The sequence below is a fragment of the Streptomyces sp. NPDC046759 genome (genome assembly GCF_040645475.1).
Classification (GTDB): domain Bacteria; phylum Actinomycetota; class Actinomycetes; order Streptomycetales; family Streptomycetaceae; genus Streptomyces.
On record NZ_JBEYYJ010000017.1, the window covers coordinates 108,757 to 125,250 of the forward strand.

The window sequence follows — 16,494 nt, forward strand, 5'->3', positions numbered from 1 at the left end:
CGTGCTCGCCCAGGCGTCCCCCTGGTACGTCCACGCCCTCCAGCGCACCACGGCCGCCCCCGCCGAGCCCTTGACCGTCCCCGCGCGCATGGAATGGACTACGCGCCCCGGCAGCGGACCCGGCGCCGAGATCCTCGGACCGGATCTGCGCCGCAAGCGACTGCTGGAACTCGGCTGCGGCCCCGGCCACAACGCCGCCCACCTCGCCACCCGCTACGGCGCCCATGTCACCGGCGTCGACCTCGTCGGCCTGCAGGTCCGCCGCGCCCGCTCCCACTACGGACGGCTGAACAATCTCACCTTCGTCGCCGGACACGCCCTGCACTACCTGCAGGCTTCCGACGAGCGATTCGACGCTATCTACTCCGTCTTCGGAGCGATCGGCCTCGTAGCCCCCGAACTGCTGCTCCCGGCCATCGCCCAGCACCTCAAACCCGGATGCACCCTCGCCTTCTCCGTCCCCCACCCCCAGCGGGGCGGCAGGCGCCCTTCCACCGACGACCGGCCCGACCGCGACTACGTCACCCTCCCCGACCGCACACGCCTGCCCATCGCACGCTGGGAGTTCGACGCCGACCGCTGGGAGAAGCACCTCGGACGAGCCGGCCTCTGGCTCGCCTCGGCCCAGGAATTCCACGACGCCCGCCACGGCCTCTGGCCCACCACCCTGCTGATCACCGCGCGCAAGCTCTGACCCCCGCCCCGGCTCCCCTGGGAGAACCCGATGCACCCGCCCTACCTGCTTCTCGACATCGACGGCGTCCTCATCCCCTTCCCGGACGAGGAAGGAGCCATCCCCGAGACCCACATGCGCCACGACGTCGTACCCACCGGCAGGACCGCCGACAACCCGGTCACCATCTGGCTCAACCCCGCGCACGGCCCCCTGCTCATGCACGTGATCCGAACCGGCCTGGTCACCCCCGTCTGGTGCACCAGCTGGCGCCAGGACGCCACCACGCTCATCGGCCCGCTCCTCGGCCTCCCGCCCCTGCCACACGTCGAGCTGCCGCGTCCGCAGATCACGACCAGCCACCCCAACGGCTACCTGTGGAAACGCGACCACGTCGACGCCTGGCTCGGCGACGCGCCCGCCATCTGGATCGACGACGACTTCACCAACCTCGACCACGAGTGGGCCAGGGAGCGCACCGCCCGTGGCCATGTCACCGCCCTACTTCAGCCGGACCCGCACGTCGGGCTCCTGGCCGAGCACCTGGTCGAGATCCTGGCTTGTGCCGCCCTGTTGCGCGTCACGCGGGCTGATGCCTCAGGTGTCCCATGTGAAGCGAAGGTCGCCTAACGTGGCAAAACCGCAGAAATCGCTGATGTCCTCGTCACCACGAAGGAGCGAGGGCATCAGCGTTGACAGCTATGTCGCCGGGGTGCAGGCAGTGTTGGTCCCTACCGACGCTGCCGGTGCTGCTGTTCGGTGAGCGTCGATGCCGCAGCTGTGATCTGGTGGCCACGGCTCTGGGAAGTGCCGACCGAGCCCGCGATGGTCGAGCGTCGGCGGGCGGCTTCGGCGCGGCGATTGGGTGCCGGGTTTCGGCCGGTGTGCTGGATGCGGGTGATCAGGACGCGGGCGGGTTGGCGGGCGGTGGTCAGTTCGCGTTGGGTGGCGGCCTCCTTGAGGAGCTGGTGCGGTGGGTGACCGCGGGCTTCGGCGTCGGCGAGGACGGTGGCGAGCGCGGGCCAGACCGGGTCGGCGAGGATCCGTTCGGCGTGGTCGGGGACTGCTGCTCGTACGTCGTTCGCGAGAACGCGACGGGCCTCCTCCTTGGGCGGCCGGGCTGTGAGTTCGGCCAGCGTGGCGGCGAGGGCGCGGTCCGCGGCTGTCTGCAGGTGCTGGACAGCCTGCCGGGCAGCATCGGCCTGGTGAGCGTGGTTCTTCGCTTCGTGCCAGCGTCCGGCGACGATGGCAGACCAGACGAGGGCTGCGAGCAGCGCGGCGAGTGCGCTGCCGTTGGGGCCGGTGGCGGTGTGGACGATGTCGCGTGCCGCGCTGCGCAGGGCGTGGGCGGCGCGGTCTTCGGCGCGGATCTGGGAGCGCTGGGCTCGGGCGAACGCCTGGGAGCCGGCCTGGAGTTCGGCGCGCAGGTTGGCGGGTGCCTTCTGGGCGGTGGCTTCGATCAGTTCGCCGAGGGCTGCGATGTGGGCCTGGGCGCGGGTGTCGTCGGTGAGGCCGGTGTGGAGGGTTTCGAGCGCGTCGGTGGCTTGGTGCCAGGGGGTGCTGGGGCGGTTGCGGCGGGCGGTGGGGTGTTCTTCGGGCCGGCTGGATTCGAGGCGGCCCTTGATTTTGGGCAGGGAGAGGTCGGGGGCGATCCTGCCCCCGGAATGGAAGATCTGTTCGCCGTTCTCGGTGAGGTCGCCGGGGCGGCCGACGGTGTAGCCGAGGAGGTCTCCTGACGGGCCGCGACGGGCTTTGACCTCGATGCCGTCGGCTTCGAGGTAGGCGATGAATTCCTCGGCGCCTGTCACGTGGGGGATGGCGGCACGGATGCGGTCCTGGAGCCACTCCCGGCTGCTCTGTTCCCAGCCGAGCCGTTCGGCCTTGTGCATTTCGGCCTGGGTGGGGCGGCGGGTACCGGTGCGGTCACCCTTCTTCAGCCGGCGCAGTCCGTAGTCCTTCTCGATCTCGCGGCAGGCGTCGCCGACGCGGAGGCCACTGTCGTGGAGTTTGGGGCGGCGGCCGTCCTCGCGGACGGTGGTGGCGAGGATGTGGATGTGGTCGTCGGCGTGGCGTACGGCGATCCAGCGGCAGGCCAGGTCGTCGTCGGCGGGGGCGATGCCGGCGGCCTGGACGATGCGCTGGGCGATCTCGGCCCACTCGGCGTCGGAGAGGTAGCGGTCCTCGGGAGCGGCGCGGACGGGGCAGTGCCAGACGTGGTCGGTGATCTTCTTGCCGAACTCGTTGTTGCGCAGCCGGACGGGTTCGTCGAGGTAGCGGGCGAGTTCGGTGAGGGTGGCGTTCTCGTCGCGGCCGGGGTCGGGCATGCCGAGCATGGCGAATCCGGCCACAATGTGCGGGTCGAGGTGTTCGTCGTGGCGGCCGGGTCCGTAGAGGTAGGCGAGCAGGCCGCGGGTGTTGGACCCGGCCGGTTTGATGGCGGCGATCACGCGGGAGCCTCCGTTTCCGGGTCGGCGGGCTGGCGCAGGGCCTCGGCGATCAGCTCCAGCAGTTGCTGGAGTTCGATCAGGCTCTGGCGGATGTCGGGCGGGGTGTAGTCGCTGTTGAGGGCGCGGGCGACCTGGTTGACGTTGACGCCGATCCGGTTGAGCTGACGTAGGACCTGGGCGCGGAAGAAGTGGGTGCGGCGGCGGTCCTCGGACAGGGGCAGGTTGGCGGTGAACCGGCCGCTGATGAACGCCAGGACGATGTCGGCGGCGAAGCCGGATTCGCCCTTGTAGCCGTGCTCGGCGGCGGCCTCCTTGAGTCGGGTGCGCTCTTCGTCGGTGAAGCGCAGGGGGCCGACGCGGTCATCGCGTTTGTCGCCGGTGAAGCGGCGGATCGTCGGCTGGACGCTCTTCACTGCGGACTCGCCGGCGATGGCAGCGTCTTGTCGTACGGGGCGGAGGATCTGGCGCTGAACGGCATGGAGTGTGTCCGGGGCGGGGGCGCCCTCGGCCACGGCCTCCTGGTCCTGCGCCCCCTGGTGCTGGGCCCTCTCCGCCACCCCCGGGGCGGAGACCCCCGAAGACCGGCCTTGAGTCGGACTCGGGGTACTACTGGCTCCGCCAGGGGCACCCCGTCCGAACGCCCGCCGCAGACGGTTCATCAGCGTACGGGACTTCGTCGGCGGTATCGGCTCGTCGGGGGTGTCTTTGAGGTGGTGCGGGTCGTGTGTCACGGGCGGTGCTCCAGGAGGGGTGGGGAGGGCGGGCAGTGCCGCAGGAGGGGGCGGTGGAATGGGGGCGCTCGCCGCGTCGCCCACAGGTGTGGATATGTGGGTGGCGAGTGAGACGGGTGGCCGACTGGCCGGGGTGACCGGAAGGGTTCCGGTCACCCCGCAGGAGTTCCGGTCAGCCGCTGTCCGGGCCGGTCTCGGCGGCGGCATCGATTTCGGGCCGGAGGGTGGTCATCACGTCGGTCTGCCGCTCGCTGCTGATCGTCAGGTTCTTGGCCTTGACGGCCTTTCGGAGCAGTGACCGGGTGAGCGTGCCGTGCTCGGCGAGGGCGATCCGGCCGATCTCCACGAGTTCGTCAAGCGTGGCGCTGGGCGGACGGCCACCGCGCGGCCTGCTCTCCGCGATCTCGGACGGTGGGTTCGTCGACTGGCACGACACGGCGGTCGGCGGCAAGGGCTCGGCGGGCTCGGCCGGTTCCTCGGCGAGCGTGGCGGGGGCGGTGACCGGTGGTTCCGGCGCCTGGACCGGCGCGGGTTCCGGATGGCCCGCAGGCTGGTCGACGAGCTGGTGGATCTGCCGCATCAGGACACCGAAGGCCAGCAGTGCGGCGGTCGGGGGGACCGCGGCGACCACGTAGTCGAGCAGCGGCACCGTGCCGGTGCTGCCCGTGCCGTTGACTCCGGCCACGTTGAGCGCGATGGAGCCGACCGATCCGGTGGCTGTAAGGGCGATCGCCCACCTGCCGGTCACCCTGCGCAGGCCCGCGCGGAGCATGAGCAGTTCGCCCGCGACGATGAAGGCGTCCAGGGTGGCCGGCCAGGCCCAGCGGCGGGTGGGAGAGCTACGCAGCCCGTGCTGTCCGGCGACCTCGGCGAGATGTGCGTACGACAGCCAGAATCCGCTGATGGTAAGGGCGACGATGACGACTCCGGCCGCACCGAGCGTGTACCGCTCGATGTCGCGCTTGGTCATCGACAGCCGTCCTCCGTCGGGGCGGTGCCCCCGACGAGTGGGTGTCGTTGTGAGGGTGGGGGGGGTCAAGCGGGGTGCTCCTGGGGTTTGGCGGTGTGATCCGTCTTGCCGTCTTGGCCGTTGCAAGCGCAGGTCAGGGCCGGTACGGCAGCGGTGTTGATGTGCCGTACCGGCGGCGTTCGGGCGTCTTCCCGCGTGTGCGGCGCGACCTGACGGCGGGCGGCCAGCCGGCGGCGTCTCGGCGTGTCCCTCTGCCGGTCAGGACGGCATTGCCACGTTGTGCCGTCCTGACCGGCAAGGCTGTGACCTGCGGTGATGCGGCGAGGACGCGTGGGACGGCACAAGACGGATCCGGGCGGCGTCCTCCCGGCGACAGCGATTCACCATGATCGCGTTGCCGTCTTGTCCCCGGTTGCCGTCTTGTCTGCATGCCGTTTGACCTGCGAGATCACGGCAGGGACGGCAGGCACGCGCACCAGGGGATTGGGGGTCAGTCTGCGCTGTGGGCGGCAGGCTCGGTGTCCACTGGGTGGACAGTGGGGCAGTAACGCCGCCACGGGTCGAGGAACTTGTTGCGCATGTAGCCCTTGCGCTGGGTTCCGTCGGGGAGGCGAACGTTGCCGGGCCTGATATCGAATTCCCGGAGCATCGCTGCCAGGTCCTTGGCGTTCAGCCCGTTGCGTCCCCACTCCGCCCAGGGGCTCTCGGCATCCTGCCGGAGCTGGTGGAGGAGTTCGTCCGTGGTAAGGCTGTCGGGCTCGCGCTGGGCTACGAACACCCTGCGGATGTCAGCGAGGATTCGGGCTCCACCGGGCCGGTCCTCCTCTGCCTCGACCTCTGCGGCGACCATCCGTGCGCACGCCTCTCGGGCGCGACGGGGCCAGGATCCGGCGGCCAGGTCCGCGATGATGACCAACGGCTCCCAGGTGTCTGCGGCCCGGTCCTCCACCGGCATGTCCGGCTCCAGGTCCGCAGCCTCATCCAGCAGCGGCCTTGCCCATACAGCGATCCGGTCGCGCAGGTCGTGCAGAGCGGGGATGTCGCGTCGGGAGCGGAAGGGCTTGACGCGCTCGCCCTCCGCCCGGCGGCGCATACGGATCACCACAGCCCGATCCATGATCGTGTCAGGCAGGTCACCGATCCCCGCCAGCGCCGCCATGGCGAAGGTAGCGAACCGGTGCGGGGTGTGGTCGTTGCCGACCACCCGCGTGACGTAGCGGTTGCGCTGGTGGCCGGCGTTGAGCAGGCCGCGCATCTCCTCGTTCTTCTCCGCCATCTTCGGCGTACCGAAGATGGTGTCCGCCTCGTCCACCAGGAGCGTGGGCGGCTCCTCGGTGATCGACCGGAACACCGCAGCCGGTGTGGTGTTGATGGTGAGCATCGGCTCGTGGACCGTCTCGGTCAGCACGTCCAGCAGCCGCGACTTGCCGCACCGCTTCGCCGGCCCCACTACCGCCAGACGCGGCGCGTGCTGCCAGGCCGGCTGCAGATGCGTCGCCGCCACCCACAGCGTCACCGCATCCAGCGCCTCCGGCGAGGGCAGGATCACGAACTTCGCTATCTGTGCACGTAGTTCGTCCAGCAGTGCCGAGCCGATGGTCGGCTCTGGATCCGGCGCCGATGTCTCGGCCACCGCGACCGACGCAGCGTGCTCGGGTCCGCCCTCCTCGGGCTTGCCTGGCACCGCGACCGGCGGCCATGCGGCGGCAGGGGGTACGAGGGTGGAATAGGGCGCGGGGTTCTCAGGTTGCACCAGGTGGCTCCTCTTCTGCGGCGCCGGGCATGCAGGCCCAGCGGCGCGGATCGTTCGTGGGATGCGGGCGACGGGGATTCCCGAGCCTCCGGCGTTGCCGCGCCGGAGGCTCGCTGGGTTCAGACACTGAACGCGCGCTATGTCCCGAGTCGGGACGCTCGCTCGGTTCCCCGAGGGAACACGGACAGTACGTCCGCCCCGGGCAACAGTCCAGCGTTTCTGTGTCAGCTCAGCGCAGAACGGTTTGTTACGCTCCCTCCCCTTCACGCCGCCAGACCCAGCAGCTCCAACAGATCTGCGGTCACCACCCGGTAGGCGTTGCCCAGGCGCAGCACCTTGCACGGGTAGGCGCCCCGCTTCGCCAACTCATAGCCCTTGCTCCGGCCGAGCCCCAGTGCTCGATTGCTCGTGTCCAGGTCAACCGCCACAGGCAGGGCGAGCAGCTCTTCCCGGCTCATCCCCTTCGAGCTCTTCGAGTCTCCGGCCGTCGCGTTGTCGCGCATGCAGTGCGCCCTTCTCTATGCAGCCCTCGGCGAACACGGTCATCACATCCGTCTCCAGGCGTCTACAAACCAGGATGACGAAGCTACTGTGTCTTTATGACACAGCACGGTTTCCATGATGGAAGTGACGAGGACGACGTCCCGGAGTGGGCCGACCGGATCAAGGCCAACATGGCCGGCGAAGTGCGGCGCAGAAGGAAGGAGATGGGATGGAGTGCGCAGGAACTGGCGGATCGGTGCGAGGAGCTCGGGCACCCCATCCCGCGCAACGTGATCGCCAACATGGAGTCCGGCCGCCGGGCCAACCTTCCCCTCGTGGACGTGATGGTCCTGGCCGCCGCTCTGGAGACGTACCCGGTCTGCCTGATCTTCCCGGTCGGCTACGTCGAGAAGACCCAGGAACTGCCGTTCCAGCACCTTGTGCCCACCTGGGACGCCCTGCGCCGCTTTACCGGCGAGGAGGATGTGCCCGGCTACGACGCTGGCCTGGTCCCCGACTTCGAACTCCACGCCAGCCTCGTCCGCACCGCTCTCGCCGCGCTCGAAGAGGAAGAACAGGCCCGATTCACGGCCAAGACGGCCACCAGCCGCGCCGAGAAGGAAGAAGCCGAGCGTCGGCAGGCCAAGTACGCCGACCAGGTCGTCTCCGCCAAGTACAGGCTCCGCTACCTGCGCCGCGACCTCCGCGAGGAGGGGGCCACACCACCTCATCTGCCACCCGCACTGGGCGACGTCGACCCGCCCGAACCCGATGCCGACACCATCCAGGAGGAACGCCTTTGAAGGGCTCCACCCACCGCCGCTGCTACTGCCGCGACCCTCACACGGGTAAGCCGCTCGGCAAGAAGTGCCCCAGGCTCTCCAGCCGCAAGCACGGCTCCTACTCCATACGTCAGGAGCTCCCGCCCCGCGAGGACGGCACCCGCCGCTCCTTCAGCCGCGCCGGCTACGAGTCCCTCAAGGCCGCTCAGGCGGACCTCGACCACGTCCGCACCCTGCTTGGCCTCGCCGACTCTGACGACGCCGAGGGCTTGGCCCAGATTGCGGAGTTGCTGGAGAAGGTTGCCGAGGAGAAGGCCCCGCTGCCAGACATCGAGGCGACCCGCAGGCGCCTCAGCCACGGCCTGGACCTGACCAGCCGTCTCACCGTTGGCGAATGGCTGGACATGTGGCTGGCGGGCAAGAAGGGGCGGCAAAGCGCCATCAGCCGCGACGAGAGCAACATCAGGGTGCACCTCAAACCGCGGATCGGACACCTGCGTCTCGACCGTCTCCGGGGCACCCACCTCACGGAGATGTTCGAGGCCATCGCCGAGGCCAACGTGGAGATCGCCGAAGGCAACGCAGCCCGCCGCAAGGCGTTCGAGGACCTCGCCCAGATCCCCTGGAAGGGCCGGGAGCATCGCGCCCGCCGCAAAGCGATGAAGGCGGCGATCGAGGAGATGGAGCCCTACCGCCGCATCGTGGGCCCGGCCACCCGCCAGCGCGTCCGCTCCACCCTGCGGGCCGCGCTGAACGCTGCGATCGCCCAGCAGCTCATCACCTTCAACCCGGCGGCCCACGTCGAGTTGGAGGCGGGCAAGCGGCCGAAGGCGCTCGTGTGGACGGACGAGCGCATCCTCCACTGGAAGCGCACCGGTGAGAAGCCGTCGCCGGTGATGGTGTGGACCCCGGAGCACACAGGTCTTTTCCTCGACCACATCGCGGAGGACCGCCTGTACGCGCTGTTCCACCTCATCGCGTTCCGCGGGCTGCGACGAGGCGAGGCGTGCGGGCAGAAGTGGACCGACACCAACCTCGACGCCGGCCTCATCACCGTCGCCAAGCAACTCGTCGTCGACGGCTGGGAGGTGTACGAGGACGACCCGAAGACCGACGCCGGCGCACGCACCATCGCACTCGACTCCGACACGGTCCAGGCCCTCAAGCGGCACCGCGCCCAGCAGGACAAGGGCCGCAAGGAGTGGGAGAGCGCCTGGGTGGAGACTGGTCGCGTCTTCACCAAGGAGAACGGCGAGATGCTCCACCCCGCCAACGTCACACGGCGGTTCGTCGAGTTGTACAAGGAGATCGGCCTCCCGCCGGTCCGGCTCCACGACCTCCGCCACGGCGCTGCGACGCTGGCTCACGCGGCCGGGGCCGACCTGAACGACATCCAGGAGATGCTCGGCCACTCCTCGATCACCATCACGGCCGACACGTACACGAGCCTGCTTCCCGAGGCGGACCTGGCGATCGCCGAGGCCGCAGCCAGGCTCGTACCGCGCGCCCGTGCCGCCTCCAAGGGCGACGCTCCGGAGGCCCAGGGCGAGGCCGAGGCGGTGGAGGCGAACGTGCTGGACGGTGCTGATCCGTCCGGAGAAATATCGGGGCCTGGCACACCGTCCGCTCACGCACCGCTCACGCAAACGGCCCCGGACGAGACGTCCGAGGCCGAATAAGCCCCCTCCCTGGGGGAGAAACCCCAGGTCAGAGCGGTAATGCGTTGTGCCCCCGGCAGGATTCGAACCTGCGACACCCGCTTTAGGAGTTCGATCCGAGCCCGCTCCGACTGCAGCAGTCGACTGGTGCGGCTTCCGGACAGAGACGCTGGTGTGCGCCCCTGTCCGGCATCGTTGATGTCAGCCGTGGATGTCAGAAGCCGTCTGATCCTTAGCTCTATGTGGATGGGTCGCTGATGGTCATACCTGTTGCACTGCGAGCCCCTGGGGCCGCCATCGAACTGGGCGGTTACTTGTCCACGGTCATCGTGATCACGCAGAGGCGGTCACGGGTCATGCGCTGTTAGCGACGAAGCGCTGCAGTAAGTAGAGCACCGACTATTACACCGAGGAGTGAGACCGAAAAAGCGGTGATTCGTTGCACGGTCTGCGTGTGCTGGGTTTCCAGGACCTCCAACACCTTACCGTACGTGTCCAGCTCCGTGGAAAAATTCAACTCAGCCCGTTCTGCCAATTCCTTCTCGATGACAAGAGGAACGCTTCGATCACGAAGCTTGTCCAGCAATTTATTGTTGCGTTCCTGGTCCTTCGCGATACCCATCTGCAGCAGAAGGATTTCCAGATTCAGATCGCGCAGGAGGCCTCGAAGTCTAGTGACCCTGCGCATCCAGTTCCGCGCCCCCCGCAGCCTGAAGGTCGCTACAGCTGCCTCTGCCCTCGCGGACGCTGCTGCAACGTTGAAACGCTGTACATTGCGCTGGCATGTCAGACGGTAGTACGTAGCAAATTCCGGCTTCACATGCTCAACCAGAGCAGTGCGCACCGCGCCGGGGCTTTCGAAGGATCCCGCTAGGAAAAAAAAGTCCCATCGCGCGTACCCGCGCCCCAGAGTCTTCCTAAGCCAAACGTTAGGGATGATCAGTTCACCCGGCGGGCTTTCCTCCTGTTCTGGGCACTCTCGGATGTGACAGTCAATGTGGAAGGGGCTGGGACCCAGTGTCGTCAGCTTGATTTGTGACTTGTCGCCAAGTTTTTCAAGCTCCTCTATCAGGAATTCGCGCAAAACAATTACAGCACCCGAGGGTCTAATAATCCTTCCCTGGCCAAGAGGGGCAACGAACGTGCACGGATACGGAAGATCCAGCTCGGTGATGACCAAGAACTCGGTCAGTTCACTATTCTCGCTAACTCGCCACAGCTTGAGTCTTTCTTGAATGCGAGCGGGAATGGTGATTTTGAATTCGAGGCGCCCGCCTATCGGGATGGGATGCTGAATCAGGTTGTCATGGCGTGCGGGATCGTTGCCCGCATTGAAGACGGCCGAGCCAGCTACGCCGGTTATTTTCACTTCGCTAATGGAGGGAATCAGATTCAGTGATTCCTCGACTGACTTCACCCAGGAGGAGGCGTCTTTCCAGGTACTTTTGAGTTCCGGGAAAAGGCTACCAACGGCGAACGCTGCTGATCTCTGGACCACTTCATCCCCTCCGGCCTTGATGTGCTCGGCCGCCTATCTCACCATAGGGCGGCCCATGTGGGAGAAGCTTTCAGCAACATAGACGAGGTCGGTGGAGCGACTTTGGCCGGTGGCCTGCCCGGTCTGGGGTTGAGCATGATCAGGGGGCCGTACGCTGGTCGGCAACTCCGGCAGGCTTTAGAGCTGGGCTTCACCTGGAGCACCGGTTTGGCAGATCGCGTAACCGCGTCGGTGCTGAGCTTGGGGGACGCTGACCTTTGCGTTCTCGGGGCTTTCGCCGATGTTCCCCGTCCTTCCCCGCCGGTCTCCCTCCGAACGGGCACGTGAGGGGCACACCGCCCTGTATCCTCCGTCGCTGTGGTTTAGATCACAGTAGCGCCGGATTCCTTGGGGGGAACATGCGCGATCAAGAGCTGCCTGGGTGGGTGTCGGCTCTCGCTGTCTTGTTGGGCTTTGCTGCTGGTGTTTGGGGTCTGTGGTGTGTGTGGATCGGGTTCGCCGGCGGGACAATGCCGCTCATCGGCATCCATGTTGACGGCAGCCTGCTGCTGGGGCTGCTGATGCTCCTCGTCGGAGAGCCACTGTTGATGACAGTCGCTTACTGGGTGTTTCTGGCTGTCATGCTTCCGATCTTCCTTGTGGCTACCGCCGGGCGGCGAAGAGCTTAGGTCGCCGGAGCCTCAAGGACCGAGTCAAGGCGACGGGCGCCGGCCGATGCTGTGGCCGGCGCCCGTATGGGCCCCAGGCTTTGAGGTCTGCCCTCATCCTTATCAGGTCGATTACGTGCCCCCTGAGGGCTGGAGGGGTCCCAGCCCTACGGCGGTCTACCGACCGCTGGGGGCCGCTCTCGTTCGGCCGTGTTCGCCGCTGTTGGTGTCAGACGTTGGTGTCAGACAACGACGACGGGCTTGACACGGGGCTGAGGGAGGCGCACTGCGATCGCCTGCACGACGATCAGAACGATCACTGCGACCACCAGCCACGTAGCTTGGCGAATGAGACCGGTCACAGCCTCGGCGTTGATCACACACGCCATGATCACGGCCGACGGAATCATGATCTTCTTGATACTGCGACGCCCGCGTGCGAGAGTGTCAAGCAGGTGGGCGTCAAGCACCGACAGTCCGCCGAAGCCCAGGATGGGCATACGTCCTCCTTGGTTGTCAGAAGGGCGCGCCCGGTTCCTCTTCCCAAAGGCGGGCGCGCCCTTCGGTGTTGGTGCTCCAACGGTAGGGCACGACCGCGACAGTACGTTTCCGTCGAGACGTTCATGGCATGCCGGTCTCGGCGAACCAACTCAGGCTAACTAGGGTCAACTTGAGCTACCTCTAGCTACGAGATAGCGACCTCTTGACCTGCATCTTTGCGTCGCCATATCACAACACACTGACAAACTCGGCCGCCCCCACCCTAACGCATCCATAGATGCGTGTAGCTACACAACCTTTGTCCCGATTTACCCAGTGATGAACGTCACTAAAGTACGAATGGTCGATCATCGTAGGGTTGGGCGGCGGTGCCAGGGTGACCATGTCGCCCTCGATCTCGATGCGCACCCCCAGCACCGACCACCCTCCCCAGCTCCCATCCCGTACGCCGTCGACCCACACACCGTGGAGCGGGCGTGGTTCCTGGCGTCCAGGTGGAGCGCGCCACTGTACGAACGACCTGGACGCCAGGGGCCGCGTCTGCTCGGCTCTGCCTGGGTCGATGGTGTGCGGGATGGGAGCCCCAGCATCCGCCATGACGGACCCGCGGTCGGCGACGGCGCCCCCTCCATCCCGGTGCCGGCCGATCCCCCGCCGGAGGCACTGTTCTGACCGTCACGTAGGCGGTGATCGACTCATGGCCACCAGCCCTATCCACCAGTGGGCGCGCGTCGGCGCAGCGCGGGCGGAGCGGGCCGGAGGCAGGAGCGTCGCCCGCAGCGGAGCCGGAAGCGCGCCCGGCGGAGCGGAGCGCAGCCGGGGCTTGATGAGGTAGAGAAACCTGTAACAGGTCGGTCTAGAGGACAGCGCTCCGTTCGGCCAAGTCGCGCAGGGCTTCAGGCACCCGGGGACCGGAGAGTTGGATCAAGTCGCGGATGACCTCGCGGGCCAGGTGGTGGTCTTGGATCTGTTCGGGCGCCAAAGCCTCAGCCTCCAGAATCGCGGCTGTGGCCTCGCCGACGTGTCGCCGCTGCGCGTGTGCTCGCGCCACGTCAAGCAAGAAACGCGACTGCCGCTCGGGCGACAGGCCCGATGTGTCAACATCCTGAGCCACGTCCAGGGCAAGCCCTGCATCCCCCAGCTCAACCGCGGTGCTCACGGCGTGGACTTCCACGTTCGTCGGCCCGAACTCCGTGTCGAAGTCGTTGCGGTCCTCCCCCAACCGCGCCGCGATCCTTCGCGCCCGCTCAATGTGTTCATGAGTCCGCGCCCGGTTGCCCTCCCTCGCGTTGATCACCGCAAGGACCAGGTTCATGGCACCCAACAGCGAGAGCTCTTCCGGCGGGCATGCCGGCGCCTCTGCCCTCGGCGCCATGACAGCCACAGCGGAAGTCGCCGCTTGCTCCGCCTGCTCCATGTGCTGCTGCCTCATGAAGGCATGCGCCATGCGAAACAGACTCGCAACCACCTCCAACGGCTGGCCCGCCAGTTCGGCTGCCTGCAATGCGCGGTCTGCCGCGATCCACGCCGCATCTGCCTGGTCCTGCCGCGTGAAGCTGGCTGCGGCCACCTGATACGCCTTGGCGCGTAGGGAATGAAGCTCCGTGCGGTCGCCCGCGGGCGCGTGGCGTACTGCGGTCTCGATGCTGGGCAGCAGCTGGGCGAGGTGATCGCTGAGTGCCGCGTAGCTCGATGCGTGCACGAGCGTCCAGGCCTCGTCTACCTGCTGACGGAAGTCGGCAACCGATGGGGTCGCCTCGGCCGGCGGCTGCTGGAAAAGGCTGCCCAGTGCCGGGTGACCGGTGAGGGCTACCCGCAGGCCATCGAGATCGTTGTTCCTCGCCTGGGCCTCTGGTTCGGATTCCTCTGCTGGAGGAGCGTCCGGCCGAAGCTCTCGCACAGGCACATTGAGTGCGTCGGCCAGGGCTTGCAGGACCGACAGCCGCTCGACGGGCTGTACGCCTCTCTCGACCTGCGACACCCAGCTTTCTGAGCGCCCCATCGCGGCGGCAAGGTCACTCTGTGACATACCGGCGGCGCGGCGCAGCTCCTTGACTCTGGGGCCAAGGGCCTTGGTGTCGGAGGTCGTCACTTCTCGGCTCCGGTGGGGTACTTGCCGGCGTACGGCTGGAGGCGGTCCACCTCGGTCTTCTCGACGTACTTGTCGCGCTCGGTCAGGAAGTGACGCGTGTGCGGCTGACGCTCGTGCTCCTCGAAGGCGGCGTGATCGGCGTACAGCTCAAAGAAGGTGCGCTGATTGGGCGCGCCCTCGACCTCATGGCACGCATAGACCAGCGTTCCGGGCTCGTGCGCTCGGATCCCTTCGGCGGTCTCGCGGACCAGCGCGTCGAACGCCTCGGCAGCTCCCTCGCGCAGCGTGAAGCGAACAAAAAGCCCAAAGTTGGCCATCTCTGCCTCCTTGTCGTCGCCCTCAGTCTCGCAGACCCGGAGTTGGGCTACTAGTCGCAGTTTTTCTGTTGACTCGCAGTTTTTCTGCGAGTAGCTTCGATGGTGTCGCAGTACCAAGGCGCCCTGGGCCTCGTGCCATCCGCCGGGATGACGACGCAGGTCTAGGGCTCGTCCCACGAGGGAGAGCTAGGAATGCCGTCTTTCAAGATCGACACTTCAACCGCTGTGGTGTTCGTGGCGACCGCGCCGACGCCGAAGCTGGCCAACGCCAAGACCGGTGAGCGGGCCATGGACCGAGAGACGGGCGCGGCCCTGTCGACTGTGGGCCTGCTGGTCTCGGATGAGGGGGAGGGGAACCTCTACCAGGTGACCATCCCGGAGACCGGCTACCCCGAGGGCTTGGCGCCGGGCATGCCGGTGCGGGTCGTCGGGCTGAAGGCGCGTGACTGGGAGAACGAGTTCAACGGCCAGAAGCGCCACGGCATCTCGTTCCGCGCGGTCGCGATCACGCCGGCGGCCTGACCATGACTGACGTGACGATGTGGCTGGAGGCCACGGCCGGCTTATCCGCCGCCGGTGGTGTCGGCTACGCGAAGGTGCGGGCGCCTCGCGCGTACTGGGCGTTGGTCGGTCTGCCGGTGACGCTGGCCCGGTTCGGGTTCTCGTATCGGTCCACGATGGATGTGTGTGGGCTGACGGTGCGGCCGTCGGGTCTGCGGGCGTTCGTGACCCGGAACCTGGCTAGGCGTGAGGTGCAGCCGGTACCGCCGAAGATCCGCCGGGTGCGGGGCACGTCGACTGGGCTGCGGGTGACGCTGCGGCTTCCGGCTGGCCTGGAGCCCGCCGACGTGGCTGCCGCCTCGGAACGGCTCCGCCATGCCTGGGGCGTGCACTCGGTGACGGTGCGGGAGACAAAGCCGGGCTTCGTGGAGCTGCGGATGACTGGGTATGACGTGCTGCGTCGGGTGCGGATGCCCCGTAAGGCCGTGCCGCACGACATGGTCGTGCCGGTCGCGTTGCGCGATGACGGGACCGCCTTCGAGCGGGACTACCGCAAGGCACCTATGGCGCTCACCTTGGGCGCGAACGGGTCGGGCAAGTCGATGTACCAGCGCAACTTGATCAAGGGTCTGGCCCAACTTCCGGTCGCCCTCGCCGGCATCGACTGCAAGCGCGGGGTGGAACAGTCCGCATACGCGCCGCGCCTGTCGGCTCTGGTGACCACCCCGGACGATGCCGCCTCCCTCCTCGCGGTTCTGGTGGCGGAGATGGAAGACCGCTTCGACCTGCTGAGCACCTCCGGGGCCTCGGACATCTGGGAACTCCAGGAGTCCGCGCGGCCGGTGCCCGTGGTCGTCCTGGTGGACGAGGTTGCGGAGCTGTTCCTGATCGCCTCGCGTAAGGATGAGGAGCGCCGCGAGCAGATCGTGACCGCGTTGATCCGGCTGGCGCAGATGGCCCGCGCGGTCGGCATCTACTTGGAGATCTGCGGGCAGCGCTTCGGCTCCGACCTGGGCAAGGGCGCCACCATGCTCCGCGCCCAGCTCACCGGCCGGGTCGTGCACCGCGTCAACGACAAGCAGACCGCCGAGATGGGCCTCGCCGACGTCGCCCCCGACGCCGTACCAGCCGCGAGCCTGATCCCGATGGAACGTCCCGGCACCGCCGTTGCGGCGGACGCCTCCGGCGGCTGGTCGAAGATCCGCACCCCGGAAACCTCCCGCGACGAAGTCGCCGCTGTTTGCCGGAACTTCGCCCACCTCGTCCCGGACCTTCCCTTCCTCGAACCGTTCCGCCCCAACGCGCCCATCGAGGCGCCGGCGGACGGCCCGTCGCTGGTCAAGCCGCGACCGGCCACCGACTGACACCCCCCCGTTCCACGGTCGGCGCGACCGCGTTCGCGCCAGGTCCCTAGCCCCGCCATGCCGAAAACCGGGAGGAA

At 67.6% G+C, this 16,494-nt stretch carries 15 protein-coding genes; 6 read left to right on the forward strand and 9 right to left on the reverse strand.

Annotated elements, in window-relative coordinates; translation table 11 throughout:
* The first annotated feature begins 1 nt into the window (after position 1).
* Positions 2-694: a class I SAM-dependent methyltransferase gene (locus ABZ919_RS23170; protein WP_361250878.1), complete on the forward strand. Its 693-nt coding sequence runs from the start codon at positions 2-4 to the stop codon at positions 692-694.
* Between the two features lie 30 nt (positions 695-724).
* Complete coding sequence (locus ABZ919_RS23175) at positions 725-1,303, forward strand: HAD domain-containing protein (RefSeq protein WP_361250881.1); 579 nt, start codon at positions 725-727, stop codon at positions 1,301-1,303.
* Between the two features lie 101 nt (positions 1,304-1,404).
* On the opposite strand, the gene ABZ919_RS23180 is transcribed toward ABZ919_RS23175, so the two are convergent.
* From ABZ919_RS23180 to ABZ919_RS23200, 5 genes are all read right to left on the reverse strand, one after another.
* Positions 1,405-3,120, reverse strand: a complete 1,716-nt coding sequence (locus ABZ919_RS23180) for a relaxase/mobilization nuclease domain-containing protein (RefSeq protein WP_361250884.1) — start codon at positions 3,118-3,120, stop codon at positions 1,405-1,407.
* Entirely contained in the window at positions 3,117-3,677 is a 561-nt protein-coding gene (locus tag ABZ919_RS23185) for a MobC family plasmid mobilization relaxosome protein (protein ID WP_361250886.1), read from the reverse strand. The genes ABZ919_RS23180 and ABZ919_RS23185 overlap by 4 nt, the downstream gene beginning before the upstream one ends.
* A 346-nt stretch (positions 3,678-4,023) precedes the next feature.
* Positions 4,024-4,821, reverse strand: coding sequence for a DUF2637 domain-containing protein (locus tag ABZ919_RS23190; RefSeq protein ID WP_361250888.1), 798 nt, complete (start codon positions 4,819-4,821; stop codon positions 4,024-4,026).
* Between the two features lie 490 nt (positions 4,822-5,311).
* Positions 5,312-6,574, reverse strand: coding sequence for a DUF3631 domain-containing protein (locus tag ABZ919_RS23195; protein ID WP_361250891.1), 1,263 nt, complete (start codon positions 6,572-6,574; stop codon positions 5,312-5,314).
* A 263-nt stretch (positions 6,575-6,837) separates the two neighbouring features.
* The gene (locus ABZ919_RS23200) at positions 6,838-7,077 is read right to left on the reverse strand and encodes a hypothetical protein (protein ID WP_361250894.1); all 240 of its coding nucleotides are present in this window, start codon (positions 7,075-7,077) and stop codon (positions 6,838-6,840) included.
* A 96-nt stretch (positions 7,078-7,173) separates the two neighbouring features.
* Between ABZ919_RS23200 and ABZ919_RS23205 the strand changes: the two genes are divergently transcribed.
* Positions 7,174-7,860 carry a helix-turn-helix transcriptional regulator gene (locus ABZ919_RS23205; protein ID WP_361250897.1) on the forward strand — a complete coding sequence of 229 codons (687 nt, stop codon included), beginning with the start codon at positions 7,174-7,176 and terminating at the stop codon, positions 7,858-7,860.
* Positions 7,857-9,518, forward strand: a complete 1,662-nt coding sequence (locus ABZ919_RS23210) for a site-specific integrase (protein WP_361250900.1) — start codon at positions 7,857-7,859, stop codon at positions 9,516-9,518. The genes ABZ919_RS23205 and ABZ919_RS23210 overlap by 4 nt, the downstream gene beginning before the upstream one ends.
* A gap of 343 nt (positions 9,519-9,861) precedes the next feature.
* On the opposite strand, the gene ABZ919_RS23215 is transcribed toward ABZ919_RS23210, so the two are convergent.
* The 4 genes from ABZ919_RS23215 to ABZ919_RS23230 all read right to left on the reverse strand — a co-directional run bounded on the left by ABZ919_RS23215 (position 9,862) and on the right by ABZ919_RS23230 (position 14,552).
* Positions 9,862-10,914, reverse strand: a complete 1,053-nt coding sequence (locus ABZ919_RS23215; protein ID WP_361250903.1) for a hypothetical protein — start codon at positions 10,912-10,914, stop codon at positions 9,862-9,864.
* A gap of 970 nt (positions 10,915-11,884) precedes the next feature.
* Entirely contained in the window at positions 11,885-12,142 is a 258-nt protein-coding gene (locus tag ABZ919_RS23220; RefSeq protein ID WP_361250905.1) for a hypothetical protein, read from the reverse strand.
* 857 nt (positions 12,143-12,999) lie between these two features.
* Entirely contained in the window at positions 13,000-14,235 is a 1,236-nt protein-coding gene (locus tag ABZ919_RS23225) for a helix-turn-helix transcriptional regulator (RefSeq protein ID WP_361250907.1), read from the reverse strand.
* Positions 14,232-14,552, reverse strand: a complete 321-nt coding sequence (locus tag ABZ919_RS23230) for an antibiotic biosynthesis monooxygenase (RefSeq protein ID WP_361250910.1) — start codon at positions 14,550-14,552, stop codon at positions 14,232-14,234. The genes ABZ919_RS23225 and ABZ919_RS23230 overlap by 4 nt, the downstream gene beginning before the upstream one ends.
* A 192-nt stretch (positions 14,553-14,744) precedes the next feature.
* Here ABZ919_RS23230 and ABZ919_RS23235 point away from each other — a divergent pair, with 192 nt between their 5' ends.
* Positions 14,745-15,074: a hypothetical protein gene (locus ABZ919_RS23235; RefSeq protein ID WP_361250913.1), complete on the forward strand. Its 330-nt coding sequence runs from the start codon at positions 14,745-14,747 to the stop codon at positions 15,072-15,074.
* A gap of 2 nt (positions 15,075-15,076) precedes the next feature.
* Positions 15,077-16,417 (forward strand): FtsK/SpoIIIE domain-containing protein, encoded by a 1,341-nt coding sequence (locus ABZ919_RS23240; RefSeq protein WP_361250916.1) that lies wholly within the window; start codon positions 15,077-15,079, stop codon positions 16,415-16,417.
* Positions 16,418-16,494 lie beyond the last annotated feature (77 nt).